The organism is Halorussus litoreus (genome assembly GCF_003382685.1).
GTDB lineage: Archaea > Halobacteriota > Halobacteria > Halobacteriales > Haladaptataceae > Halorussus > Halorussus litoreus.
On the sequence record NZ_KZ859503.1, the window covers coordinates 100,426 to 123,661 of the forward strand.

The window sequence follows — 23,236 nt, forward strand, 5'->3', positions numbered from 1 at the left end:
CTTGCGAGAGAATACCAAACGAACATGGTGGGGAGGGGAAGTTCACATCGAGAATCGAGAGCGTCCGGTCCGGGGACGGCTCCCCCGGACGCGACTGCACGGACTCGGAAGACGACCGCAAGCGGCTCGGAGGTGATGGCGTGCTCGCCGAGGTGCTGACCGTCTTCATCAACGGGCTCCAGCAGGGCGCGATCTACGTGCTGGTCGCCATCGGGCTGTCGATCATCCTCGGCACGCTGAAGTTCGTCAACTTCGCGCACGGCGCGCTCTACCTCGTCGGCACGTACGTCGGGCTGCTCGTCACGCTGGAGATCCAGCTGACCGACGGCAAGCTCGCCGAGTGGGGGTTCACCTCGATCGGGCTCGGCTGGGGCTTTCTGGCCGCGCTGGTAATCGTCCCGATAGTGGTGTTCGCCGTCGGACTGCTGATGGAGCGGTTCGTCGCGCGCCCGTTCTACGACCGGCCCGACACCGACCAGATACTGCTCACGTTCGGGCTCGCCATCGTCGTCCAGGAGGTGTTCAAGATCCTGTTCGGCGGCCAGAGCTACAACTTCGCGCGCCCCGGCTGGGCCAGCGGCCCGGTCGACCTGCCGATAATCGGGGCGTTCCCCGAGTGGCGGCTGTACGTCATCGGTATCACGGCCGTGCTGGTCGCGGGGGTGTACGCGCTCGTGGAGTTCACCGACTTCGGGCTGGTGGTCCGGGCCGGCACCCGCGACGCCGAGATGGTCGAACTGTTGGGCATCAAGCTCTCGCGGCCGTACCTGATGGTGTTCGGCGTCGGCGCGGCGCTCGCGGGCGTCGCGGGCGTGGTCGGCGGCCCGCTGTACGCGGTCAACCCCAACATCGGCACGGAGATTCTGGTGCCCGCGTTCCTCGTCGTGGTCATCGGCGGCGTGGGCTCGATCACCGGCGCGGTACTTGGTGGCATCCTCCTCGGCGAGACGCTGGCGATTCTCGTGGCAGTCGCGCCCCAGTGGTCGCAGGTCGGCATCTACGTACTGGCCGCGGTCGTCCTGCTCGCGCGGCCCCAGGGCCTGCTCGGCTCCGAGGAGGTGACGCCGTGAGCGACGAACCCACCGAGACGGCCGACGCGACCGAGGAGGGCGGCGCGGTCGTCGAGCGCGAGCGAACCGAACGGGAGTTCCCGTCGTGGGAGCGCGTCCGCGAGAGCGAACTGTTCGTTATCGCAATCACGACGGTCGCTCTCGCCGTCTTCCCGTGGCTGTTCGCCCGCGCACCGGTGATCAGCGGCGTCCTGCAGGGGTATCAGGACCTCGCGACGCTCATCGTCATCTGGGGGATCTTCGCGATGGGGTTCAACCTCCTGCTGGGCTACACGGGGCTGCTGTCGTTCGGCCACGCCGCGTTCTGGGGCGGTGCGGCGTACGCGGCGGGCGTGTTCAGTACCCACGTGTCGTCGAGCCCACTCCTCATCATCCTCGCCGGGACCGCGTTCGCGGCCCTGCTCGCGTGGGCGCTGGGGTTCGTCGCGCTCAGGCGCGGGGGCATCTACTTCGCGATCCTCACACTGGCGTTCGGCCAGATGGCCTACTACATGGCGTTGTCCCCGCTCTCGGGGATCACCGGGGGCGAGAACGGCTACACGGGAGTCGAACTCGCTCCGCTGCTCGGGAGCTTCTTCCTCCAGTACCCGGTGCCGGGGCTCGACTGGCTGGTCGGCACGTGGACCTACGTACTCGTCGGCGTCGTGGCGGTCGTCTGCGTGGCGGCCGCGAACCGGATCCTCCACTCGCCGTACGGGATGGTGTTCCGGGCGATCAGGGAGAACGACCAGCGCGCGGAGTTCGTGGGCCTGAACGTCTGGCGGTACAAGCTGATGGCGTTCGTCATCTCGGGGACGCTCGCGGGCGTCGCGGGGAGCCTGTTCACCATCTACAGCGCGTACGTACCGGTCCAGTCGCTGTACTGGACGACCAGCGGGGAAGTGGTCATCATGGCGGTGCTGGGCGGCGTGGGATCGCTGTTCGGCCCCATCCTCGGCGCGGGAATCTACCTCTACGTCGAGAACGTGATCAGCGGGGTCCAGCAGTTGACCCTGCCGTTCACCGGCCCCGGCGAGTACGTCACGCTGGTCCAGGAGCCGGTCGTCCTGCTCGAAGGGTTCGGGGCGTACTGGCACCTCATCCTCGGCCTCGTGTTCGTCGCGGTCATCGTCCTGTTCCCGCGGGGCATCTGGGGGCTGTTCGAGGACGCCGCAGGTGCCGTCCGGCGGCTGGGGAGTGATCACTGATGGCCCTGCTCGAAACTCACGGACTCACCAAGTCGTTCGGCGGTCTCGTTGCGGTCGACGACGTGGACCTCGAAATCGAACGCGGCGAGAGCGTCGCGGTCATCGGCCCGAACGGCGCGGGCAAGTCCACGTTCATCAACCTCGTGACGCGGATGCTGGACGCGACCGCGGGCGACATCGAGTTCAAGGGCGAGTCCATCGCGAGCGACGACCCCCATGAGGTGGTCCAGAAGGGGGTGAGCCGGTCGTTCCAGACCGCCTCTATCTTCCCGGAACTCTCGGTCGAGGAGAACGCCCAGATCGCGGCGCTGGCGGCCGAGCACGGCTCGTTCCGGTTCAACTTCCTCCGGCACCGCGACAACTACGGCGGGGTCGAACGGCTCGCCAGCCGGACGCTCGACGCCGTGGACCTGCTGGACCAGCGCGGCGTGACGGCCGAGGACCTGCCGTACGGCGACAAGCGTCGGCTGGAACTCGGCATCGCGCTGGCGAGCGATCCCGATCTGCTGTTGATGGACGAACCCACCGCGGGGATGTCGCCCGAGGAGACCGCCGACACGGTCGACCTCGTCGAACGGGTGAAGGCCGAGATGGGGCTGACCATCCTGCTGGTCGAGCACGACATGGAGGTCGTGTTCGACGTGGCCGACCGCATCGTGGTACTTCACCGCGGGGCCGTCATCGCCGAGGGATCGCCCGAGGCGGTGCAGGGCGACCCGGACGTCCAGGAGGCGTACCTCGGAGGTGTCGAGGCGTGAGCGACGACGACCGCCTGCTCGAACTCGACGACGTGGACGCCTACTACGGCGAGAGTCACATCCTCCGGGACGTGTCGCTCGGCGTGGCCGGCGGCGAGGTCTGCGCGCTGCTCGGCCGGAACGGCGCGGGCAAGACCACCACGCTCCGCGCTGTCGCGGGCGCGCGGCCGCCCGAGGTCCGGGACGGTCGCATCTCGTTCAAGGGCGAGGACGTGACCGCGATGGAGCCGGAGGACATCTCCGCGCGGGGCATCTCGCTGGTGCCCGAGGAGCGGCGGGTGTTTCCGAACCTCTCGGTCGCGGAGAACCTCCACCTCGCGGAGGTCTCGGAGAACGCCTCGAACACCGTCGGGCGGTCGCTCGGGCAGGTGCAGGTCGAGCACGTCGGCATGACGACCGAGCAGGTGTACGAGGAGTTCCCGCGGCTCCGCGAGCGCAATAGCCAGCAGGCCGGAACCCTCTCGGGCGGCGAACAACAGATGCTCGCCATCGCCCGCGCGCTCAAGCAGAACACCGACCTGCTCCTGCTCGACGAGCCGTACGAGGGGTTGGCTCCCCAGATCATCGCTGACGTGGAGGACGCCATCCGGCGCATCAGCGAGTCGGGCACCACCATCCTGCTGGTCGAGCAGAACGCGGTCGCCGCGATGGACATCGCCGACCGGTGTTACGTCGTCGACCAAGGGAGCATCGTCTTCGAAGGAACCGCAACGGAGCTACGTGAAGATGACGAGACCAGAGAGCGATACCTCGGCGTCTGAGGCAGAGAGCGACGAAACTATCGAAGCGGAGCGTTCGTCGGCGGCGGCCTCACGCGAGGCCGCCGCCGACGAACGCTCCGGCTCGGACAGCCAGCGTTCTGCCCCCGCAGATTCCACCGACCCCGACGCGCTGTTCGACGAACTCGTCGCGGCCGGCGTACTCGACGCGGGCGCGGGCAGCGTTCGGACCACCGACGAGTTCGAGCACACCCACGGCATCTACTACGACTCCTACGTCGGCGTGGACGACGCGGAGTTCCGGCGGGCGGTCGCCAGCGCGTTCGGGCTCCCGGACGACGCCACCGCCACGGAACTCGTCGACGCGGAGGCGGTCACCCGCGAGGACCTCGCGCGGTACCTCGCGGTCCGCTCGCACGCCCCGGACGACGTACCCCCGGTCGATCTGGCGGTCATGACCGAGATGGTCGGCGAGTTGGTGCCAGACACCCCCGTCCCGGCCGCGCTGGCCGACGTGACCGACGACCCTGCGTCGTTCGTCGCCGAGCGCGACCGGGCGGTGGTCACCGTCTGGAAGCGCTTTTGCGACCCCTGCGAGTCGCTGAAGGCCGACCTCGACGCGGCACTGGACGCGATTCCGGACGAGGTGGCGGTCGGGGGAATCGACGGCGAGGTCGCCCGCGACTTCTGCGAGACCTACGGCGTCGACGCCGCACCGGGAGTCGTGCTCGTCCGCGACGGCGACCACCGGACGGTCACGGGCGGCGACGAAAGCGCGTGGACGGCCGCAGCCCGGGAGCTATTCGAGGGGTGAGAAGAGCGAGGTCGGAAGAACGCGAGGCGACGCAGCTACTCTTCGGCTTTCCCGGCGGTGGCGTCGTCCCATCGCGAGACGTACACCACCAGCGCGAGCGGGAGGCCGAGGGCGAGGCCTACGGTCACGACGCCGTACACCGCGAGTCCGAGCGCTGTCGGTTGGAGTTCGAGCACGCCGAGCAGGGCGACGGGGGTGAGGTCATCCGGGCCGAACGCGCCCAGCACCGCGCCCACGAGGCCCGTAAGGGCGACGATGACGGCGTACAGCACGACCACGAACGACTGTCCGCCGAACGTCCGGGACACGTCCGAACGTCGGGACGGCGGAAGGATTAGCCTTTTCATTCGCACGGCCCAACGTCGAGTGTGTCCGACAAAGAGCTGTTCGCGGTGCTGCTCGGCGGCATCGCGATCCTGATGTTCGTGATGGGAATCGTCCTCGTACTGACGTGAGCAAGACGGGGTGAGAAAACGACCCGTCCGCGTTTCGCTTCGCCTCGTCGCAATCTCGGTTTACGGTTCGTCTCGCCGCAGTCGCAGTTTACGTCTCGTCGCGGTCCGCGTCGGCGGAGTCGGCCTCACCGCCGTCGGTCGCGACCTCCTCACCGCCGTCGGTGACGGTGATCGCGGTGTCGCGCTTGCGCTCGAACCACGCCCACTCCTTGGTCTTCATTCCGACGTCCTCGAGGTCCCACGGGTCGCCGCTCTGCACTTTGGGGCCTTCGAGCCACGAGGTGACGATGTTCCAGACGAAGATGAGTTGGCCGAAGCCCATGATGAACGCGCCGGCCGTGGCGATCAGATGCATGTTGGCGAACTCGGGCAGGTAGGTGGCGTAGCGCCGGGGCATCCCGCCGTAGCCCAGGATGAGCATCGCGATGAACGTCGCGTTGCTGCCGATCATCGACAGCCAGAAGTGCCACTTCGCGAGCGTCTTCTGGTACATGCGGCCGGTGTACAGCGGGAACCAGTAGTAGATGCCCGCGAACCCGGCCATGGCGATGGCTCCCATGACGATGAAGTGGAAGTGACCCACGACGTAGTAGGTGTCGTGGAGCACGAGGTCGACGGGGACCGACGCGAGGAACACGCCGGTCACGCCGCCGATGATGAAGTTCTGGACGAATCCGATGCAGAACAGCATCGGCGCGACCAGTCGTATGCGCCCGTTCCACATGGTGGTGATCCAGTTGAACGTCTTGACCGCCGACGGCACCGCGATGGCCAGCGAGACGGCCATGAACGACGCGCGGATGCGGGGGTCGATGCCCGTGCTGAACATGTGGTGGGCCCAGACGCCGAACGAAAGGACGCCGATGGCGAGTGTCGAATAGACGACGAACTTGAAGCCGAACAGTTTGCGGCCGGAGAATCTGGGCAGGATGAGGCTCACCAGCCCCATCGGCGGCAGCACGAGGATGTACACTTCGGGGTGGCCGAAGAACCAGAACAGGTGCTGCCAAAGCAGCGCCCCGCCGCCGTCGACAGCGAAGAACGTCGTGCCCAGATTGCGGTCGAGCAGCAACATTACGAGCGCGCTGCCGAGCAGCGGGAACGAGAACAGGATGATCCCCGACTGGGTCAGCATCGTCCACGAGAAGATGTCGAGGTTCGCCCAGTCGACGCTCTCGCCGCGCTCGCTGAAGATGGTCGCGATGAAGTTGATCGCACCCATCGTCGCCGAGACGCCCGAGAGGTGCAGTCCCAGCAGCATTAGGTCCACGCCGGGGTTCATCTGCTCGACCGACAGCGGCGTGTACATCGTCCAGGACGTCTCGGCGGCCGAGATGTCGCCGCCGGTCAGCGTCGCCAGCGGGAACCCGGCCCAGATGAGGACGGCGGCGGGCGGGAGCAGCCAGAACGCGATGGCGTTGATCCGCGGGAACGCCATGTCGTCCGCGCCGATCAACAGCGGGACGAAGTAGTTCCCGAACGCCGCGAGGATGGGCGTGCCGAACAGGAACAGCATCGTGATCCCGTGGGTTGTCATCAGCGCGTTGTAGAAATTCGCGCCGATGATCTGTGAGGTCGCCGTGGCGAGCTCCGCACGCATCAGCAGGACGGCGATGCCGCCCCACGCGAACGCGAACAGCCCAAACGCGCCGTATAGGATTCCGATGTCCTTGTGGTCGACGGTGGTCAACCACCGCACGATTCCGGCGGGCTTCTCCGAGTGGTGTGCCTGCCCGCTTCCTTCTCCGACGTATCCACTCCCGCCGCTGGCGAGGGGGCTGTACGACCGCCAGTCCTCGTAACGCGAGAGGAACGTGGCGACCGCGACCAACAGCACCCCCATCACGACGGTGAGCGCGATCTGCCCGGCTTCTACCATGCGCGTTGGTCAGGGCTACAGGGTAAAGAAAGGTTAGGATACGTCCCGCCGTCGTCTCGTGACTACCGTGTGAACAAACCGCCTTCAGAAGGCCGAAATACCGCTTCGCCAAGAGGTAGAGTTCTTGGATGGTGACCGCGCAGAAAGGACCGATGAAAGGGAATCTCACGTCGCGGGACGCGACTAACGGGGCGTTACTCCCCGGCGTCCTCGATGAGTCCCGCCGCGACGTACGTCAGGTACGCCAGCAGGATGGTCGGGACGATGAGCAGCGCGAACGAGATGACGGACTCGATTCCCTCGAAGCCCCACGGCGCGAGCACGACGAACATCGCGACGAAGAACGCGACGATGCCCATCGGAATGATGTTGACCGTGATGTCGAGCCACGTTTCCTTGTCGAAAACCGGGGTTGCCATAACTGAGCGTAGAGACCCCGCCGACAAATAGGTTGGCGATTCTGCGGTGACGAAGATAGCATATCGAGATTCCGCAGTGACGATGATAGCTTTGCGATTGTGATGGCGAGGACAGCTTTGCGATTGTGATACCGTTCCGCCTACGCGTGCGTGGACTCGAACAGGGAGCCGAAGACGCCCGCCGCGAGGACTACCACGCCGCCGACCAGTACGGCGAGGCCCCGCAGGTGGACCGATCCGGTGGTCGTGAGCGTGATGACCGCTCCGACTACGAGACAGAGCACCGACGCGGTGACCAACCCGTTCCACGGATTGGCGACGTAGCCGGATTCGCGCAGGATGCCCACGATGCTACCCACGAACAGCAGTAGCCCTCCGACTGCCACGGGGAACAGCGGCCACACGATGCCGACCTCGAAGATGGCGAGGCCGAAGGCCACGAACACCGGCCACGGGCTCGCCTTGCGGTACTCGTCGCTCAAGCCCGGTTGCTCGTCCATGGTCGTGAATCGGAGTGGCGACGACTAAAGGCCACCGACTGCGACCCAACGGGGCGTCGAGTAACCGGCCTTTTGTGGGTTTCAGCGGTCCATCGAGGACTGAAAGCAACTTAGAACTGACCCCGAACGCTCGACTGGTGTTACCCCGAGCGAAGGCTTAACAGCGCGGGCGCTCACAGTCGGAGGTATGCAGTTCATCGAGGTGACCGCGATTGGCCGATAGCTCCCGGGTCGTGCAGATCACAGTCGTGCTGGTCGGGATCGCCGCGGCGGTCGCGGTCGGCTGGCTTCTGTTCGTCGAGGTACCCGAAGGCAACCTCGCGCGACTGGTCGGGGTCGTGCTGGCGGTCGTCACCGGCGTGGTCGGCGCGCGAGCGGCCGGGCGAGTCGCGTCGTCGCAGTTCGCGGCCTACGACGTGGCGGAGGTCGGCGTCGAGGGGCCGATCAGCCGCGACGGCGGCAGTGGCCGTCTGCCGACCAGTCCGGGCGGGACGCCAGCCGACGAGGTGGTCGAGCAGATCGAGGCGGCCGACGAGGACCCCAGCGCGCGAGCGCTCCTCCTGCGGCTCAACACGCCCGGCGGCGAGGTGGTTCCGAGCGACGACATCCGGCTGGCGGCCGAGCGCTTCGACGGGCCGACCGTGGCCTACGCGACGGACGTCTGTGCCAGCGGCGGCTACTGGATCGCCAGCGGCTGCGACGCCATCTACGCCCGCGAGGGGAGCATCGTCGGGAGCATCGGCGTCATCGGCTCGCGGGTCAACGCCGCGGGGCTGGCCGACAAGCTCGGCCTCGACTACGAGCGCCTCGCGGCGGGCGAGTACAAGGACGCGGGCACGCCGCTCAAGGAGATGTCCGACGAGGAGCGCGAGTACCTCCAGGGGCTCATCGACGGCTACTACGAGGAGTTCGTCGACCGCGTCACGGACGGCCGGGACCTCAGCGACGAGCAGGTCCGGGACACCGAGGCCAGAGTGTACCTCGGCGGGGACGCCCAATCCATCGGGCTCGTGGACCACCTCGCCACGAAGAAGGAAGTGAAAGAGCGACTCGCCACGGACCTCGGGCAGGACGAAGTGGAGGTCCGGGAGTTCGAACCAGAGCGCAACGTGATGGCGCGACTGCGGGGCGGCTCGCAGGCGGTCGCGTATGCGTTCGGCGCGGGCGTCGCGAGCGCGGTCGCGGGCGAGGACGCGGGAAGCGTGGACGGGTTCGAGTTCGAACTGCGGTGACCCACGAACTGATACCCGAAACGACGACGGGTGACCAGGAGCCGACCGGTGGTCACGCCCCCTGAATCAGGTTGGTGACGCCGGCCGTCTCGCTGACGATCCAGGCGATGAACAGGAGATACGCCGTCAGTAACGCGTACGACTCGACACCAGTCAGCGACAGGCCCGTCCGCAGGACGACGAATAGCAGGATGGTCGCGAGCGTCAGCACTCCCATCATCGGGACGGCGACGGCGAAGTCGACCGGCGCGCTACCCACGATGAGCACCCCGAGCGGGATTGCGACCAGCAGGTCGAACGTGTTCGACCCGAGGACGTTCCCGAGGCTCGTCGAGCCCTTGCCCGTCCGTGCCGCGCGGACGCTGACGAGCGTGTCCGGCAGACTCGTCGCCGCGGCGATGATGGTGACGCCCGCGAGGAACTCCGGAATCCCGAAGGCGTGGTTCAGCCCCTCGACCGCGCTCACGAGCTGTTCCACCGCCACCAGGATGACGAGGAGTCCGACCGCCAGTTTTCCCCACTGTCGGAGAACTGGGATATCGCCGGCTTCATCGTCGCTCTCGTAGTCGCGCACGTCCTGCCACTGGATGAACAGGTACAGCCCGTACAGCACCAGCGGGATGAACGCCAGCGGTCGCGTTAGCCGCCCGCCGAGCGCCGCGCCGCCCGTCGTCGGGTAGTAGATGACCGCCAGCGCGAACGTGATCAAAAGTGCCGAGACGGCGATCATGTAGAACTGCGCCTCCTTGTAGACGATGGTGCGACTCGACTCGACGGAATCGCCGGTCGTAACACCGGACAGACCGGGGATGACGAGGATGTTGAATATCGCCGAACCCACCACGGCTCCGACGCCCATGTCGAACGAACCCGCGAGCGCGGTGAATACCACGCTCGCCAGTTCGGGGAAACTCGATCCGAACGCGACGACTATCGACCCCTGAATCACTCCCGGAAGTCCGTAGTGCGCCGAGAGGTGGTCAGCGGAACTCTCGAGCCACCCGCTACCGAACCAGATGAGCACCGTCGCGACGGCGACGACGGCCGCGTACACGACTGGCGTGTTCGGGAGGACCCCTCCAAGCACCATCGGGCGGAACGACTCAATCAACGAGTAAATAGGTTCACGTCTCGGCTCGTCGCGTCCCGGTGTGTACTGGTAGGTCGACTGAAGAGGCTAGCTCCACGCCGCAACTGGCCGCTATTTAAACCGGAACGTCTCCAGATTCTTCGGCGCGAACGTCCGCATGTTGTACTCGTGGTACAGCGCCGACGAGAGGTCCTGCACGCTCGACTCGTCGCCGTGGACGCACAGCACCTTCTCTGGCCGGGGACTCATCGTCTTCACGAAGTTCATCAGGCCCTGTCGGTCGGCGTGGCCGGAGAAGCCGTCGACCGTCTCGACGTCGACCTCCAGCTTCAGGGTGTTGTTCCGGCCGCGGCCGCGGTCGTTCATCGGGATCTCGTCCCAGCCGTTCTGGATGCGGCGGCCGAGCGTTCCCTGGGCCTGATAGCCGACGAACGTCAGCGTGGAGTCGGGGTCGCCACCGACGTGTTCGAGCCACGACATAATCGGGCCGCCCGTTACCATACCGGAGGTCGAGAGGACGATGCACGGACCGCCGTCGGCGACCTCCTGGCGCTCCTCCTCGCCGCCGTCGATGTGGTTGAACTGGTCGGCGAGGAACGGGTTCTCGTCCTCGTGGAAGATGCGGTCCCGCAGATCGTCCCGGAGGTACTCCGGATACGTCGTGTGGATGGCGGTCGCCTCCCAGATCATGCCGTCGAGGTGGACCGGCATCTCGGGGATGTCGCCGTTGCGCATCGCCTCCTCGATGACGAGCATCATCTCCTGGGAGCGACCCACCGCGAACGCGGGAATGAGGACCTTCCCGCCCTGGTCGTACGTGTCGTTGATGACGTCTTTGAGCCTGCTCTCGGAATCCTCCTGGTCGGTCTGGTAGTCGTTGCGACCGCCGTAGGTGGACTCGAGGATGAGCGTCTCGACCCGCGGGAAGTCGTTGACCGCGCCGTTGAACAGGCGGGTGTCGTCGTAGTGGATGTCGCCCGAGAACGCGACGTTGTAGAGGCCGTCACCGATGTGGAAGTGCGCGACGGCGGACCCGAGGATGTGGCCTGCGTTGTGGAGGGTGAGCTTCACGTCGGGCGCGATGTCGGTCACGTCGCCGTACTCCAGCGGGATGGTGTGTTTGATGGTCTCCCGGACCATCTCGGACTCGTACGGCGGCGCGCGGCCCTCCTTGGCGGCCACGTCGAGGTAGTCGAGTTGAAGCAGGCCCATCAGGTCGCGGGACGGCTCGGTGGTGTAGATGGGGCCGTCGTAGCCGTACTTGAACAGCAGCGGGAGCAGCGCCGAGTGGTCGAGGTGGGCGTGGGTCAGCACCACCGCGTCGATGGTGTTCGCGCCGGCACCGAGCGCTTCCTCGACCTGCAGGTACGGCACCTCGTCCTCGGCACCGGGCTTGTCGCCGCAGTCGATGAGAACGCGCGTCTCGGGCGTCGAGAGGATGAACGAGGCTCGGCCGACCTCTCGACAGCAGCCCAGCGTGGTCACGCGGACGTACTCGTCGTTGGACATCTCCTCGCGGTGGATCTGTCGGCCCACCTTCTCGAGGATGTCGCGGCGCTCGTCGCGCTCCTGCTTGAGGAAGTTCCGGACGTTCGAGACGGTCGACGACTCGATGGGCGGCGTCCGGACCACCTCGGGGGTCCAGCCGACCTCCTGAGTGATCTCCCGGAGTGTGGAGCCGTGCTTGCCGATGACCATCCCGGGCTTCTCGGCTTCGATGACGACCTCGCCGGTGTCGACGTGGAAGTCGAGGTCGGTCACGCCCGCCTCGTCGGGGATGACCCGCATGATGTCCTCGCGCGCGTCGTTCGGTCGCGACAGCACGTCGGGGTCGGGCCGAACGGTGATGCGCTTGCGGAGCTGGCTCGCCAACTGCCGGATGAGGTCGCCGTTCCGGGCGAACTTCTTGGGGTCGCGCGTGTACACGACCAGTTCCGGGCCTTCGTACTTCACGTCCGACACCGAGATGTCGCTCGGTAGCTCGCTCGTGATCTCTGCTCGCAGGTCCTCGAGTTGCTGGTCTACGTTACTCATAGTGAAAAAGTGGTTTCGGCTGTCTCGCGTGTGCCTGAGTCGAATCTGCCTGTGTCGGGTCTCCGTCCGCCGTCCGGACGCTCGGACCGAGCGGAACGGCGGGCTACCCCGCCGTATGCGCTCGAATCGGCCGTGTCGCCGTGACTACGGTACAGAGTACAGCACAGCATAGATTTTCCGCGGGATTGTCGATTACTCGCGCGTCGGCGAGTCGTCCGCGCCCCCGGGACAACCGGGGAGGACCGGACGCTCGCTCGGGGACGCAGGAAAACCCGCTTAGTCGGCATTAGTCGCCGATGTTATAAAAGCCTTCTCAAAACTGGCCCGCACGAGCCCCCCAGAAAACGGCCACACACAAGCCCCCGGAACTCGTCGACCCACGCATGCGCGTGACACCGGAGCGAGTCGCCGCGGAGTACGAGTGGGTCCGGAACCGTGCCGACGCGGTGGTCCCACTGCTGAACGAGGTCAGGTCCGAGTTGGGCGACCTGTTCGACGCCGAAGTCGACCCGGTGACGGCCGACCAGTACCGCGAGGCGGTCGACGCCGTCTTCGCGGACGGCGACCTCGCGGTCAACGTCGCCGCGATGGTAGGCATCCTCCGCGAACTCGATGTCCAGGACGACTACCCCGGGTTCGTGGTGGACGAACTCGTCGGCCGCGAACTCGCCGGTGCCATCGCTGGGAACCAGCCACTGCGGCTGCTCGGCGAGGCGACGTTCCACTTCGCGGACGTGACGACGCACGGCGACCCTGCTGAGGAAACTGCGGGCGCGGACGACCTCGATGCCGCGCTCGCCGCGGGGTTCCAGACCCGACTGCCGGGATGGGGCTGGACCGAGAGCGAGAGCCCGTTCGCCGTGGCGTCCCGGAAGTAGCCCGACGAGTTACCCGAGCGCGTGGACCGCCGCCTCGGCGCGGTCCACCAACACGGGGTGCGGGTCGGCTTCGGGCCGCGACGCCCGAACCTCGGCGAGCGCGGCCTCGACCGGACAGCCCCGGCGAACAGCGAGCGCGGCGGCCGCGACCGCCGGACTGCGAGAACCGCCCCGCGAGCAGTGGACCAACACCGTCTCGTCGGCGTCGCGCGCGGCGACGACTGCATCGACTGCCTGCCTGAAGGCTTCGGGGTCGTTGCGCGGCCCGTCCATCATCGGGACGTGGACGACCGAGACGGCGTCCGGGTATCCGCCGGTTGGCGGATCGTGCGTGAGCGCACAGACGGTGGAGATACCGACCGTCTGCTGCCGGGACGCGTCGGCCGCCGACTCGGCGCTCCCGACGAACAGCCCTGGCGCGATTCGGTCCATGCGCGGCCGTTTCTCCGTCGCGTCGAATAAACCCCGGTTTTTTGTCCCGTTCGGACCCACGCCCCCACATGCAACCCGCGACGCTGTGTTACCTCCTGCGGCCCGGCGACGAGGAGGTGCTCCTCATCCGGAAGAAGCGCGGCCTCGGCGAGGGGAAGTTCGTCGGCCCCGGCGGCAAGGTCGAGGACGGCGAGACGCCCGCGAGTGCGTCGTACGCGAGGTCGAGGAGGAGATCGGCGTGACCCCGCGCGACCCCGAGAAGGTCGGCGAGTTCGAGTTCGTGTTCGGCGACGAGCCGGAGATGTTCGTCCACGTGTTCCGCGCGGAGGAATTTTCGGGCACGCCCGAGGAGAGCCCGGAGGCAGACCCCGAGTGGTTCGACTACGACGCGGTGCCCTACGACGAGATGTGGGAGGACGACCGCTACTGGATGCCCCATCTGTTCGACGGCGAGACGTTTGCTGGGGAGTTCGTGTTCGACGCGGACGGCGATGAGTTGCGCGAGTGGGCGGTCGAGACCGACGTGGAGGGGATAGAAGGTGGCACGGATCGCTGACTGAGCCGCCCTTGAGAGACTTTGGCGTGGGTCAGCTCCGAACCACTACCACAGCTTCATCGCATTTAAGACCACATCGAAGAAACTCCTACCCAATGAGCGACGACGCACAGGAACTCGGTATCACCGAGTCCAAAGAGCACAGCCCCGGCGACTGGTACGCCGAAGTCGTGACGAAGGCCAAACTCGCCGACTACGCGCCCATGGGCGGATTCATCGTCACCCGGCCCCGCGGGTACGCCCTCTGGGAGGGCATCCAAGACAACCTCGATTCGTGGTTCAAGCAGACCGGCTCGCAGAACACGTACTTCCCCGCGCTCATCCCGGAGAGCTATCTGGAGCGCGAGAGCGACATCGTCGAGGGGTTCGACCCCGAGGTGGCGTGGGTCACCCACGGCGGCCACGACGAACTGGAAGAGCGACTCGCCTTCCGGCCCACTAGCGAGTCGATTATCACGCCGTTCATGAGCCAGTGGATCCGGAGCCATCGGGACCTGCCGCTGCGGCTCAACCAGTGGTGCAGCGTCATCCGGTGGGAGGCCACAGAGACCAAGCCGTTCTTCCGCACGAAAGAGTTCCTCTGGCAGGAGGGCCACACCGCTCACGAGACCGAAGACGAGGCGTGGGACGAGACGATGCTCCGGCTCGACCAGTACGAGAAGCTGTACGACGACGTGCTCGCCATCCCCGTGCTGCGCGGCCGCAAGCCGCCCCACGACAAGTTCCCCGGCGCGCACACCACCACGACGGTCGAGGCGCTGATGCCCGACGGCAAGTCCGTGCAGGGTGGCACCTCCCACTACCTCGGGCAGGGCTTCGCGGAGGCGTACGACCTCACGTTCACCGACGCCGACGAAGAGGAGCAGGTGGCCCACACCACCTCGTGGGGCCTCTCGTGGCGCGCGCTCGGCGCGCTCATCATGACCCACTCCGACGATCAGGGGCTGGTCCTGCCCCCGACCATCGCGCCCGAGCAGGTCGTCATCGTCCCCATCTGGCAGGAGGAGAATCGCGAGGAAGTCCTCGACTACGCGGAGGGCGTGGCCGACGACCTCGAAGCGGCGGGCGTCCGCGTGGAACTCGACGACCGCGACGAGCGCAACCCCGGCTTCAAGTTCAACGAGTGGGAGCTGAAGGGCGTCCCCGTCCGGTTCGAGATCGGCCCGAACGAGGTCGAGGACGAGGAGGTCACGGTGGTCCACCGCCCCGACGGCGAGGACTCGGTCGAGGACCGCGAGGGGATCGCCGAGACCGTCGAGGACCACTTCGACGCGGTGTACGAGACGCTGTACGACGACGCCGAAGAGAACCTCGAAGAGAACGTCCGCGAGGCCTACGAGACCAGCGAGATACTGGGCACCATCGGCCGCTACGGCGGCTACGTCAAGACGCCGTGGTGCGGCGACGAGGCCTGCGAGCAGGTCATCAAGGAGGAGATCGCCGCAGAGATCGTGATGGTGCCGATGGACCGCGACGAGGAGCCCATCGGCGACGAGTGTGGCGTCTGCGGCGACGAGGCTGTCGAGACGGCGTACTTCGCGAAGTCGTACTGACGCCTCGGCGTTCTTCGCACTGTTCAGATAAGCGTGACCGTCTTCTCAGCTTCGGCCGGTTAATCAATCACCATTCCTGGCGGACTGAAAGGGCGAGGCGCGCTCGCGTTCACTGCAGTCGTCTCAGCGACCCCTATCCGAGCGAGCGGCAGCGAGTGAGGATATGTCGCTGAGCGACCGCGAGCGCGCCGAGGGCTTTCGAAGACGCGGTTCCAAGTCTGACTGCGTATCTGAACACTACCCGTTCTTCAATCCCAACGTTCTGCGGTGCGGGCCAGTTTCACCACCTTCCGTCGCGAACGCGCCGACAACACTCAAGGGCGGACCCGTCGTACCCCCGCCATGGGACGAGAGGTCAAACTCAGCCGGATCGAGACGGTGCTCGGCGAACTCTCCTACCCGGTCGACAAGGAGATTGCTTCGCGGGAGTTCGACGACGTGACCGTTCTCTACGCAAACGGGGAACTGAACTTGGGGGACCTGATAGCCGACACGTCGGCCGAACAGTTCGGCTCGGTCGACGACGTGGTCTCGGAACTGGAGAACGTCCTGCCGCGGGACGCGGTGGGCGAGCCGTTCCAGTCGGAGGGCGAGGGATAAATCGCGGCCGTTTCGGCAGTCAAACATAAAACGGGGGGCTTAACTTGGCGGGTCGGCTACCTCGCGGTACAATGGAGTTTTGCGACGAGTGCGGTTCGATGATGAAAGCCGAGGACGGCCTGTGGGTCTGCGGGAGCTGCGGCCACGAAGAGCCCAAGGACGAGGGCCAGAACTACACCGTCACCGAGGGCCAGGAGGACAGCGAGGTCATCGAGACGAGTCAGGGCGGCGAGGAGAGCGCGCTCCCGACCACCGAGGCTCACTGCCCGGAGTGCGGCAACGACCGCGCGCGCTGGTACATGCAGCAGATCCGGGCGGCCGACGAGAGCGAGACCCGATTCTTCATCTGCACCGAGTGCGAGCACAAGTGGCGCGAAGACGACAATTAACTACGACCTTTTGCTGCGGTCGCTGTGCGAGCGGTCGCTTCGCGACACGCTCGCACGACTCCCTGGCAAACGCTCGACCAAAAACACGGCGTCACCTCCTCGCCCTCGTCTCGCTTCGCTCGGCGAGGCTTCGAGGGTTCCTTGGTCCGCTCGCTCGTCGCTACGCTCGCGGTTTCACCGCTCGCGTGGCCGCGGCGCTTCGCGCCGCGCTATCGCTCCTCACTCGCGGTGAAACGGCGCTTCGCGCCGTACGCTGGTGCGACCGTTGTAGGTGACACGAGCGACTAGCTGGTGGGATGTCGGGGTAGCGCCCGCTCCGTCGCTTCGCTCAGTCGCTCGCTAGGAGTAAGAGTCGAGAATCGGGAAGATCTGCTTACGACCGCCGGGCGAACGTCAGATAGCCGGTGTGACCCACGCCCGCGGTCGAGGGGCGCGAGCCCCGGTCGTCGAAGTCCATCCGGCGCTGGATGGTCTCGAAGGTCTCCACGTCCGCGAGTCCGGCCTCGCGTGCCGCGGCCACGATCTCGCGGGTCTGCTCGACGAACGGCGAGTACACCGCGAGGAACCCGCCGCCGACGAGCAGGTCCGGCGCGCGGGCGACCACGGCCGGCGCGTCCCCGGTGTCGAGCGTGAGCACGTCGAACGGACTCTCGTCGTCGAGGTCGCCCTCGTCGAGCGCCTCGGTCACGTCGCCGGCGCGCACGTCCACGCGGTCGGTCACGTCCGCCAGTTCCATGTTCCCGCGGGCGACCTCGGCGAAGTCGGGGTCGCGCTCGAACGTCGTCACGTCTGCGCCCATCCGACCGAGGTACGCCGCGAGCACGCCCGTTCCGGTGCCGGCGTCGAGCACTCGGTCGCCGCGGCCGACGCCGGTGTGGCCCGCGACCAGCCCTACGTCGCGGGGCATCATCGGCGCGCCGGTGCGCTCGAAGTGGTTGAACAGGTCGGGGCCGCGCAGCGGTCGGACCTCGAACGGTTCGCCGAGATGCGTCTCCAGCGTCGTACCGGGTTCGACGTCTTCGGGCACGTCGAGCACGCCGAGGTCCGTCTGCAGTTCCTCGCCAGGGTCGCGCAGGTACTCCCGGTCGTCGTGGACCAGCAGGACCGTCACTCTAGGTGCTGGATCGCGGTCGCGAGGTCGCCGCCGGTGTCTTCGAGCGCCTCGCGGGCCTCGTCCTCGCTCGCGCCGGTTCGCTGGGCCACGATCTCGACGTCCTCGTCGGGGATCCCCGCGTCGCCGCTCGACCCCGCGTCGCCGCTCGACCCCGCGTCGCCGGACTCGACCGCGCTGGCACCGTCAGTGCCGCCCGTACTGCCGGCCTCGCGGCTCTGGGCTTCGCCGACGACCTGATACGTCTCCTGCCCGCGGGCGTCCATCACGGTGATGTCGGGGTCGTCGAAGTACAGTTCCTCGCCGTCGCTCTTGCGGATGATCACTTCCTCGGCGTCGAGTTCGTCGACGTCGATGCCCATCTGCTTCATCATCTGCTTCATCTTGCGGGGATCGAGACCCCCGCCGCCTCCTCCGAACATACTCGAACCGTCGGAACGGGACGGGATAAGCGTGACGCAAGCGTTCGCCGTGAAGCCGTCCACCCCGTTCGCCGCGATGCTGATCTTCCGACCGACCTACGCTTCGCCAGCGCCTTCGCGGATCATCACGGCCATTCCGGTGTCGAAGTCGGCCATCCCCGCTGCTGAAAGCTCTGCGCGGCCCACCCCGAGAAGCTCGCCATCTTCGTGAACCACCGCCACCTCGTCGCCGGGCCGGATCTCGGGACCGACCGCCGAGACGAACTTGGCGAACACGTTCTTGTCGTCCCGGACGAACGGCGCGCTCTCGTCGCCGACGACCACGCGGCCCGCGGGCGCGTCGAGCGCGCTCGCGACCCGGCGACCGCCTTCGAGGCCGAGCGTGAACCGGCCGTCGGTCCCGTAGGTCACGAGCCGCCCCGCGTCGGCGACGACCTGCTGGGGCCGACCCGACGAGGAGCGGATGACCTCCAGCGACTCACCCTCGGAGAACAGCGCCGCGCCGACGCCCGCACCGAACTGGTAGTCGGCGACGACCCGGAGCCGCGGGATGCCGGCTGCCGACTCGTGGTCGTCGCTTCTGTGGTCGGACGCGCCACCGTCAGTGTCCGTGCCAGTCATTTTCCGGCAGTTCGCGCCGCCCGGCGAAAAGGCTTCGCTCTCGGTTCGCGAGGCGGCAAAAGCGGATACGAGCAGTCCGTATGAGGGCTCCACAGACATTGTTACTTGGTATCGTATCCCGAGACATGGCGGAACAATTTCACGATTCTTCACGCCGCAGTCCCGCGGTTTCGGATTGATTTATTAGCGTGGAGTGAGTATGAACGACCGCAATGAAACAACAAATCGGTGTCGCGTTGCTGCTCGTGTTCGGCGCCGTCAGCTTCGCCGTGGCGACCCAGCAGACGTTGACCACGTACATCATCTCGTCGCTCGCCGTGCTCGGCCTCGCGGCCGGCGCGCTCCTGAGCGGCACGGCCGGCGAAGACGGTCGCCCGGTCTGATAGGCACTCGCCCGCGTTTCGGAACCACGTTCGGAACGACGTTTTCAGTCCCCGAGTTTCACAGTCGGCGCGCGAGTTTCATAGCAGGAAGGTGTCCGGCCGCTCGGACATGTCGATGAACGAGTCGGCCGCCTCGAGCAGTTCGTCGGAGGTCGACTCCTCGAAGCTCGTGACCTCGGTGCGCACGCCCTCGTGGCGGAGGTGCGAGCAGAGCCGCGAGAAGTCCCCGTCGCCGGTACAGAGGATGACGGTGTCGACGTGGTTGGCCAGCGTCACCGCGTCGAGGCTCATCCCCACGTCCCAGTCGGCCTTCTTCGAGCCGTCGCCGAACGTCTTGAGTTCCTTGATCTTCGTCTCGAAGCCGATGTTCGCCAGCGCTTCGAAGAACCGCTCTTCGTCCGGGCTGTCGGCCTGGATGACGTACGCGATAGCCCTGGTGAGTTCTCGGTCCTGAACCGACTTCTCGAGGAGCGCGGAGTAGTCGATGTTCCGGCTGTACACGCTCTGGGCCGTGTGATAGAGGTTCTGGGCGTCTGCGAGGACCGCGACTCGCTGGTTCGGGTGTATTTCGGTCATAGAACACGTTTGGAACCCCTTCCGATAAAAACCCACGCACCGCGACCTTTATATCACGACCGTTTGCTGTCTTGGCGAACGAAGTGAGCCAAGGCTCGGAAGACGCGGTTTGTCTTCCGGTGCGCTCGGTCGGCGGACGCCTTCGGCGGCCGCCTCCTTCGCTGGCAAACGCTCGACCAAAACCACGGCATCACCCCCCTCGCTTGGAGATGCGCTGCGCGCATCTCCGGCGCTCGGTCGAGGGTTCCTTGGGCCGCTCGCTCGTTGCTACGCTCCTCGCTCGCGGTTCAACCGCTTGAACTCGTTCAGAAGTCCACCTGCTCCTGCACGGCCGAGCAGTCGCGTGTACGCGACTGCTCGGCCGCGTGACCGTCTCAATTTTCGGCCGCGCGACCACCCGAGTCGTCCGCTACGCGGCCTCGCCGTCCTCGGCGTCATTCCGCGGGCGTGGCGTGGTCGGTCAGTTCCAGCGTCTCGGGGTCGAGTTCGTAGTATCGCTCCCACGCGGGCGCGAGGCTCAGGACCCGAGTGTCGCCGCGGGTCGTCTCGGCGTGGCGCTCGTGGTGGCCGACCAGACAGAGAGCCGGTTCCAGCGCGTCGACGAGTTCGTCGATGCGCTCGCAGCCGGCGTCGTAGCCGTAGTAGATCAGGCCGTGAGGAGCCTCGTGGGCGAGAAGCACGTCCACGTCGTCCAGTCGCTTCAGGTGCTCGACGTCCTCGCGGACGAAGTGTCGCCGGCGGTCGCCAGAGAGGTCGGCGCGGTCCGCGTCGTACTTCGTCGGCGCGTAGTTGCCCGTGAGGCCCGCGACCCGCAGGCCCGCGACCTCCGCTGCGCTGCTGGCGAGCAGGTGAACGTTCGTCGTGGCCGCGTCTTCTCCGGCACGGAGTGCGTCGATCACGTCGAACTCCTCGTTGTTGCCGCCGATGAAGTAGGTCGGAGTCGGCAGGTCGTAGGACAGCAGGTCGCCGGTCTGGAGCGCCACCTCGGCGTCGACCTCGCGGTAGGCCGCCAGCAGGGCGCGTCGATTGTCCGGGTCGTCGGCGTGCGCGTCGCCGAGAACGAGCATTCTCGGATGGTCGGCGAGCACGGGCCTAAACGCTTGGGCTCTCCTCGCCGGAAACTAAGCGACCGGACTCGGAAAATTGAACGACCGGCCGCCAGTGTGTCGTTCGCCGACGAGCGCGCCTGTAAACCGTTAAGTGGGCACGCCACCCAATCCCGAATCGGTATGAGCGAACTCCCCGACGAGTTCAAGTGCACGATAACGAACTGGGACTACATCTACGGGCTCTGCCGGGACGTCAGCGATCAGGTCAAGCGCGACTCCTTCGAGCCGGACGTGGTGGTCGCGCTGGCCCGGGGCGGGTGGTTCGCCGGGCGATGTATCTGTGACTTCCTCGGGATGGACGACCTCACGAGCCTCAAGATGGAGCACTACGTCGGGACCGCCCAGAAGACCGGCGAGCCCGAGGTCCGGTATCCGATGCCGGAGGGGAGCGTCGAGGGCAAGGACGTGCTCATCATCGACGACATCGCCGACACCGGCGGGTCCATCGAGCGCGCGTACGAGTACGTGGACGACCGCGACGCCGGGGAGGTCCGGACCGCCACGCTCCAGCTGCTCCAGACCAGCGATTTCGAGCCCGACTACATCGGCGAGCGCCTCGACGAGTGGGCGTGGATCGTGTATCCGTGGAACTTCATCGAGGACATGATCGACCTCACCTCCTCGGTGATGGAGAAGGCCGACGACGACGCGTTCACCACCGAGGGTATCCGGCACCTTCTGAGCGAGTATCACGACGTCGATCGCATCCAGATGGAGATCGCCCAGCCCGACCGGATGGAGGAGGTGCTCGACGAGATGGTCCGCCGGGGAGTGCTCGACAACGAGGGCGAGCAGTGGCGGCTGGTCGAGACCGACGACGGCGTGCAGGCCTGAGCGGGACTCTCCATTCTTCTCGACCCGGCCCGACGAGTTCGGGACGCCTACGGTTGCGATGGGCTGCCGAAAGGGTAGCTGTTTAGTAGCCGCCGACTCGACTCTGTTTCATGACGATTGGCTTCATCGGCGGAAGCGGCATCTACGACGCGCTCCCGCTCGAAGACACCCGCGAAGAAGAGGTCTCGACCCCGTTCGGCGATCCGAGCGCGCCAATCACCATCGGCGAACTCGCCGGGAAGGAGGTCGCCTTCCTGCCGCGCCACGGCCCGGACCACCAGCACACGCCGACGAACGCGCCGTACAAGGCGAACATCCACGCGCTCAAGCAGGTCGGCGTCGAGCGCGTGCTGTCGAGTAACGCGGTCGGCACCCTGCGCGGAGACCTCCCGCCCCAGACGCTCGTGGTTCCCGACCAGACGTTCGACCGGACGAAGCACCGCGACTCGACGTTCTTCGGCGACGGCGTCGTGGTCCACATGGAGTTCGCGGAGCCGTACTGCCCCCACATGGTCGACCACCTCGCCGGCTCGTGTGCGGACGCGACCGACGCGGACGCCGAGAAGGGCGGCACCTACGTCTGCATCGAGGGGCCACAGTACTCGACCCGCGCCGAGAGCGAGTTCTACCGCCAGCAGGGCTGGGACGTCATCGGGATGACCACCATCCCGGAGGCGAAACTCGCCCGCGAGGCCGAACTCTGCTACGCGACGGTGGCGGGCGTCACCGACTGGGGCGTCTGGCACGGCGAGAACGAGGACCGACTGAACGAGGTGCTGGAGAACGCCGCCGCCAACGAGGAGGCGATCAAGGAGGTCGTCGAGCACGCCATCCGGAACATGCCCGACGAGCGCGAGTGTGACTGCGAGCACGCGCTCGAGGGGACCATCAACACGCCGACCGAAGCGATTCCGCAGGAGACCCGCGAGCGCGTCGACCTGTTCCTCGACGACTATCTGAACTGAAACGGTCGAAAGGACGCGAATATTTCTGAGCCGGAAGAGGCGGTGTGAAATTCGATTAGAACTGGTGACGTGGGGTTAACCCTCCAGTCCGGCGCGTGCGAGCAACGCGCGCGAGGGACGAGCATCGCAGGGCGAAGCCCGAGAAGCGCAGGAGGCTGGGGAGGTTTGAGGCTGGGGAGGTTTGAGGCTGGGGAGGTTTGAGGCTGGGGAGGTTTGAGGCTGGGGAGGTTTGAGGCTGGGGAGGTTTGAGGCTGCGGTGTCTGCGCGAGTGAAACGAGCGCAGCCTCGGCAGAGCTCTGCTCTGCCGGTGCTGTGCGGTTGCGGTCACGCCGAGGCTCAAGCAGTAGCTAGCCCGACCTGTCCCGACAGAGTTTGACGAGAGTACGAAGCTAGCTACTGCCGAGGCATTGGAGAATCCGTACCGCAACCGCACAGCACGGTCCTCAGACCTCCCCAGCCTCCTGCGGTCCTCACTTCGTTGTCTCCGAAAATCGCAGATTTTCGGGATGACGAGAGAGCTTCGCTCTCTCGAACCACGCTACTCGTCCCTCGCACGGCATGGCGCGAGATGAACTCGCGCCGTGGGAGCAGAGCTCCCACGAGCCTGCGCTCGGTTCCCTCGCGCAGACGCCAGCGCGCGACGGGAGGGC

25 protein-coding genes and 1 pseudogene are annotated in these 23,236 nt (G+C 66.6%); 14 read left to right on the top strand and 12 right to left on the bottom strand.

What is annotated here, in order from left to right:
- Positions 1 to 140: 140 nt before the first annotated feature.
- From DPQ64_RS00480 to DPQ64_RS00500, 5 genes are read left to right on the top strand one after another with little or no spacing between them, the layout of a single operon-like run.
- The gene (locus DPQ64_RS00480) at positions 141 to 1,070 is read left to right on the top strand and encodes a branched-chain amino acid ABC transporter permease (protein ID WP_115862389.1); all 930 of its coding nucleotides are present in this window, start codon (positions 141 to 143) and stop codon (positions 1,068 to 1,070) included.
- The gene (locus tag DPQ64_RS00485) at positions 1,067 to 2,257 is read left to right on the top strand and encodes a branched-chain amino acid ABC transporter permease (RefSeq protein WP_115862390.1); all 1,191 of its coding nucleotides are present in this window, start codon (positions 1,067 to 1,069) and stop codon (positions 2,255 to 2,257) included. The genes DPQ64_RS00480 and DPQ64_RS00485 overlap by 4 nt, the downstream gene beginning before the upstream one ends.
- Positions 2,257 to 3,015 (top strand): ABC transporter ATP-binding protein, encoded by a 759-nt coding sequence (locus DPQ64_RS00490; protein ID WP_115862391.1) that lies wholly within the window; start codon positions 2,257 to 2,259, stop codon positions 3,013 to 3,015. Before DPQ64_RS00485 ends, DPQ64_RS00490 begins: the two co-directional genes overlap by 1 nt.
- Positions 3,012 to 3,776, top strand: a complete 765-nt coding sequence (locus tag DPQ64_RS00495) for an ABC transporter ATP-binding protein (protein WP_232820439.1) — start codon at positions 3,012 to 3,014, stop codon at positions 3,774 to 3,776. Before DPQ64_RS00490 ends, DPQ64_RS00495 begins: the two co-directional genes overlap by 4 nt.
- Positions 3,742 to 4,548 (top strand): thioredoxin domain-containing protein, encoded by an 807-nt coding sequence (locus DPQ64_RS00500; protein ID WP_115862392.1) that lies wholly within the window; start codon positions 3,742 to 3,744, stop codon positions 4,546 to 4,548. The genes DPQ64_RS00495 and DPQ64_RS00500 overlap by 35 nt, the downstream gene beginning before the upstream one ends.
- 35 nt (positions 4,549 to 4,583) lie before the next feature.
- On the opposite strand, the gene DPQ64_RS00505 is transcribed toward DPQ64_RS00500, so the two are convergent.
- The 4 genes from DPQ64_RS00505 to DPQ64_RS00520 all read right to left on the bottom strand — a co-directional run bounded on the left by DPQ64_RS00505 (position 4,584) and on the right by DPQ64_RS00520 (position 7,801).
- Entirely contained in the window at positions 4,584 to 4,856 is a 273-nt protein-coding gene (locus DPQ64_RS00505) for a DUF7520 family protein (protein WP_232820440.1), read from the bottom strand.
- 235 nt (positions 4,857 to 5,091) lie between these two features.
- On the bottom strand, positions 5,092 to 6,846 hold the full coding sequence (gene ctaD / locus DPQ64_RS00510; RefSeq protein WP_115862445.1) for a cytochrome c oxidase subunit I: 1,755 nt from the start codon (positions 6,844 to 6,846) through the stop codon (positions 5,092 to 5,094).
- Positions 6,847 to 7,076: 230 nt separating this feature from the next.
- Positions 7,077 to 7,301 (bottom strand): DUF6684 family protein, encoded by a 225-nt coding sequence (locus DPQ64_RS00515; RefSeq protein WP_115862393.1) that lies wholly within the window; start codon positions 7,299 to 7,301, stop codon positions 7,077 to 7,079.
- 140 nt (positions 7,302 to 7,441) lie between these two features.
- Entirely contained in the window at positions 7,442 to 7,801 is a 360-nt protein-coding gene (locus DPQ64_RS00520; RefSeq protein ID WP_115862394.1) for a DUF7541 family protein, read from the bottom strand.
- Positions 7,802 to 8,013: 212 nt separating this feature from the next.
- Between DPQ64_RS00520 and sppA the strand changes: the two genes are divergently transcribed.
- Positions 8,014 to 9,033, top strand: coding sequence for a signal peptide peptidase SppA (sppA, locus tag DPQ64_RS00525; RefSeq protein ID WP_115862395.1), 1,020 nt, complete (start codon positions 8,014 to 8,016; stop codon positions 9,031 to 9,033).
- Positions 9,034 to 9,085: 52 nt separating this feature from the next.
- Here the strand turns inward: sppA and DPQ64_RS00530 are convergent, their stop codons facing one another.
- Positions 9,086 to 10,123, bottom strand: coding sequence for a sodium:calcium antiporter (locus DPQ64_RS00530; protein ID WP_115862396.1), 1,038 nt, complete (start codon positions 10,121 to 10,123; stop codon positions 9,086 to 9,088).
- Between the two features lie 111 nt (positions 10,124 to 10,234).
- Positions 10,235 to 12,157, bottom strand: coding sequence for a beta-CASP ribonuclease aCPSF1 (locus tag DPQ64_RS00535; RefSeq protein WP_115862397.1), 1,923 nt, complete (start codon positions 12,155 to 12,157; stop codon positions 10,235 to 10,237).
- Between the two features lie 383 nt (positions 12,158 to 12,540).
- Between DPQ64_RS00535 and DPQ64_RS00540 the strand changes: the two genes are divergently transcribed.
- Positions 12,541 to 13,035, top strand: a complete 495-nt coding sequence (locus tag DPQ64_RS00540) for a hypothetical protein (protein ID WP_115862398.1) — start codon at positions 12,541 to 12,543, stop codon at positions 13,033 to 13,035.
- 9 nt (positions 13,036 to 13,044) lie between these two features.
- Here the strand turns inward: DPQ64_RS00540 and DPQ64_RS00545 are convergent, their stop codons facing one another.
- Entirely contained in the window at positions 13,045 to 13,467 is a 423-nt protein-coding gene (locus DPQ64_RS00545; protein ID WP_115862399.1) for a dual specificity protein phosphatase family protein, read from the bottom strand.
- 68 nt (positions 13,468 to 13,535) lie between these two features.
- On the opposite strand from DPQ64_RS00545, the pseudogene DPQ64_RS00550 reads away from it, so the two are divergent.
- The 4 genes and pseudogenes from DPQ64_RS00550 to DPQ64_RS00565 all read left to right on the top strand — a co-directional run bounded on the left by DPQ64_RS00550 (position 13,536) and on the right by DPQ64_RS00565 (position 16,565).
- A pseudogene (locus tag DPQ64_RS00550) lies at positions 13,536 to 14,023 on the top strand (8-oxo-dGTP diphosphatase).
- A gap of 95 nt (positions 14,024 to 14,118) precedes the next feature.
- On the top strand, positions 14,119 to 15,576 hold the full coding sequence (gene proS / locus DPQ64_RS00555) for a proline--tRNA ligase (RefSeq protein ID WP_115862400.1): 1,458 nt from the start codon (positions 14,119 to 14,121) through the stop codon (positions 15,574 to 15,576).
- Between the two features lie 342 nt (positions 15,577 to 15,918).
- Positions 15,919 to 16,176 (top strand): DUF5789 family protein, encoded by a 258-nt coding sequence (locus DPQ64_RS00560; protein ID WP_115862401.1) that lies wholly within the window; start codon positions 15,919 to 15,921, stop codon positions 16,174 to 16,176.
- A gap of 71 nt (positions 16,177 to 16,247) precedes the next feature.
- Entirely contained in the window at positions 16,248 to 16,565 is a 318-nt protein-coding gene (locus DPQ64_RS00565; protein WP_115862402.1) for a transcription factor S, read from the top strand.
- A 373-nt stretch (positions 16,566 to 16,938) separates the two neighbouring features.
- Here the strand turns inward: DPQ64_RS00565 and DPQ64_RS00570 are convergent, their stop codons facing one another.
- From DPQ64_RS00570 to DPQ64_RS00580, 3 genes are all read right to left on the bottom strand, one after another.
- Complete coding sequence (locus tag DPQ64_RS00570; protein WP_115862403.1) at positions 16,939 to 17,676, bottom strand: tRNA (adenine-N1)-methyltransferase; 738 nt, start codon at positions 17,674 to 17,676, stop codon at positions 16,939 to 16,941.
- On the bottom strand, positions 17,673 to 18,098 hold the full coding sequence (locus DPQ64_RS00575; RefSeq protein WP_115862404.1) for a nascent polypeptide-associated complex protein: 426 nt from the start codon (positions 18,096 to 18,098) through the stop codon (positions 17,673 to 17,675). The genes DPQ64_RS00570 and DPQ64_RS00575 overlap by 4 nt, the downstream gene beginning before the upstream one ends.
- 96 nt (positions 18,099 to 18,194) lie before the next feature.
- A complete protein-coding gene (locus DPQ64_RS00580) occupies positions 18,195 to 18,719 on the bottom strand; it encodes a PUA domain-containing protein (RefSeq protein ID WP_115862405.1) in 525 nt (174 codons plus the stop codon).
- 212 nt (positions 18,720 to 18,931) lie between these two features.
- Between DPQ64_RS00580 and DPQ64_RS19040 the strand changes: the two genes are divergently transcribed.
- A complete protein-coding gene (locus DPQ64_RS19040; RefSeq protein WP_198661959.1) occupies positions 18,932 to 19,102 on the top strand; it encodes a hypothetical protein in 171 nt (56 codons plus the stop codon).
- Positions 19,103 to 19,180: 78 nt separating this feature from the next.
- Here the strand turns inward: DPQ64_RS19040 and DPQ64_RS00585 are convergent, their stop codons facing one another.
- Positions 19,181 to 19,678 (bottom strand): LabA-like NYN domain-containing protein, encoded by a 498-nt coding sequence (locus tag DPQ64_RS00585; protein WP_115862406.1) that lies wholly within the window; start codon positions 19,676 to 19,678, stop codon positions 19,181 to 19,183.
- 434 nt (positions 19,679 to 20,112) lie between these two features.
- A complete protein-coding gene (locus DPQ64_RS00590) occupies positions 20,113 to 20,745 on the bottom strand; it encodes a metallophosphoesterase family protein (RefSeq protein WP_115862407.1) in 633 nt (210 codons plus the stop codon).
- A 162-nt stretch (positions 20,746 to 20,907) separates the two neighbouring features.
- Between DPQ64_RS00590 and DPQ64_RS00595 the strand changes: the two genes are divergently transcribed.
- Both DPQ64_RS00595 and mtnP read left to right on the top strand, forming a co-directional pair.
- Positions 20,908 to 21,621: a phosphoribosyltransferase gene (locus DPQ64_RS00595; RefSeq protein ID WP_115862408.1), complete on the top strand. Its 714-nt coding sequence runs from the start codon at positions 20,908 to 20,910 to the stop codon at positions 21,619 to 21,621.
- A gap of 110 nt (positions 21,622 to 21,731) precedes the next feature.
- The gene (gene mtnP, locus DPQ64_RS00600) at positions 21,732 to 22,586 is read left to right on the top strand and encodes an S-methyl-5'-thioadenosine phosphorylase (protein WP_115862409.1); all 855 of its coding nucleotides are present in this window, start codon (positions 21,732 to 21,734) and stop codon (positions 22,584 to 22,586) included.
- Positions 22,587 to 23,236 lie beyond the last annotated feature (650 nt).

Bases quoted from the DNA above. Each gene is read 5' to 3' on its own strand.
- DPQ64_RS00490 (WP_115862391.1), top strand. From the start codon at position 2,257: ATGGCCCTGCTCGAAACTCACGGACTCACCAAGTCGTTCGGCGGTCTC.
- DPQ64_RS00585 (WP_115862406.1), bottom strand. From the start codon at position 19,678: ATGACCGAAATACACCCGAACCAGCGAGTCGCGGTCCTCGCAGACGCC.
- DPQ64_RS00520 (WP_115862394.1), bottom strand. From the start codon at position 7,801: ATGGACGAGCAACCGGGCTTGAGCGACGAGTACCGCAAGGCGAGCCCG.
- ctaD (WP_115862445.1), bottom strand. From the start codon at position 6,846: ATGGGGGTGCTGTTGGTCGCGGTCGCCACGTTCCTCTCGCGTTACGAG.
- DPQ64_RS00580 (WP_115862405.1), bottom strand. From the start codon at position 18,719: ATGACTGGCACGGACACTGACGGTGGCGCGTCCGACCACAGAAGCGAC.
- DPQ64_RS00575 (WP_115862404.1), bottom strand. From the start codon at position 18,098: ATGTTCGGAGGAGGCGGCGGGGGTCTCGATCCCCGCAAGATGAAGCAG.
- DPQ64_RS00590 (WP_115862407.1), bottom strand. From the start codon at position 20,745: ATGCTCGTTCTCGGCGACGCGCACGCCGACGACCCGGACAATCGACGC.
- DPQ64_RS00535 (WP_115862397.1), bottom strand. From the start codon at position 12,157: ATGAGTAACGTAGACCAGCAACTCGAGGACCTGCGAGCAGAGATCACG.
- DPQ64_RS19040 (WP_198661959.1), top strand. From the start codon at position 18,932: ATGAAACAACAAATCGGTGTCGCGTTGCTGCTCGTGTTCGGCGCCGTC.
- DPQ64_RS00515 (WP_115862393.1), bottom strand. From the start codon at position 7,301: ATGGCAACCCCGGTTTTCGACAAGGAAACGTGGCTCGACATCACGGTC.
- DPQ64_RS00530 (WP_115862396.1), bottom strand. From the start codon at position 10,123: ATGGTGCTTGGAGGGGTCCTCCCGAACACGCCAGTCGTGTACGCGGCC.
- DPQ64_RS00565 (WP_115862402.1), top strand. From the start codon at position 16,248: ATGGAGTTTTGCGACGAGTGCGGTTCGATGATGAAAGCCGAGGACGGC.
- DPQ64_RS00540 (WP_115862398.1), top strand. From the start codon at position 12,541: ATGCGCGTGACACCGGAGCGAGTCGCCGCGGAGTACGAGTGGGTCCGG.
- DPQ64_RS00595 (WP_115862408.1), top strand. From the start codon at position 20,908: ATGAGCGAACTCCCCGACGAGTTCAAGTGCACGATAACGAACTGGGAC.
- mtnP (WP_115862409.1), top strand. From the start codon at position 21,732: ATGACGATTGGCTTCATCGGCGGAAGCGGCATCTACGACGCGCTCCCG.
- DPQ64_RS00545 (WP_115862399.1), bottom strand. From the start codon at position 13,467: ATGGACCGAATCGCGCCAGGGCTGTTCGTCGGGAGCGCCGAGTCGGCG.
- DPQ64_RS00560 (WP_115862401.1), top strand. From the start codon at position 15,919: ATGGGACGAGAGGTCAAACTCAGCCGGATCGAGACGGTGCTCGGCGAA.
- DPQ64_RS00500 (WP_115862392.1), top strand. From the start codon at position 3,742: ATGACGAGACCAGAGAGCGATACCTCGGCGTCTGAGGCAGAGAGCGAC.
- proS (WP_115862400.1), top strand. From the start codon at position 14,119: ATGAGCGACGACGCACAGGAACTCGGTATCACCGAGTCCAAAGAGCAC.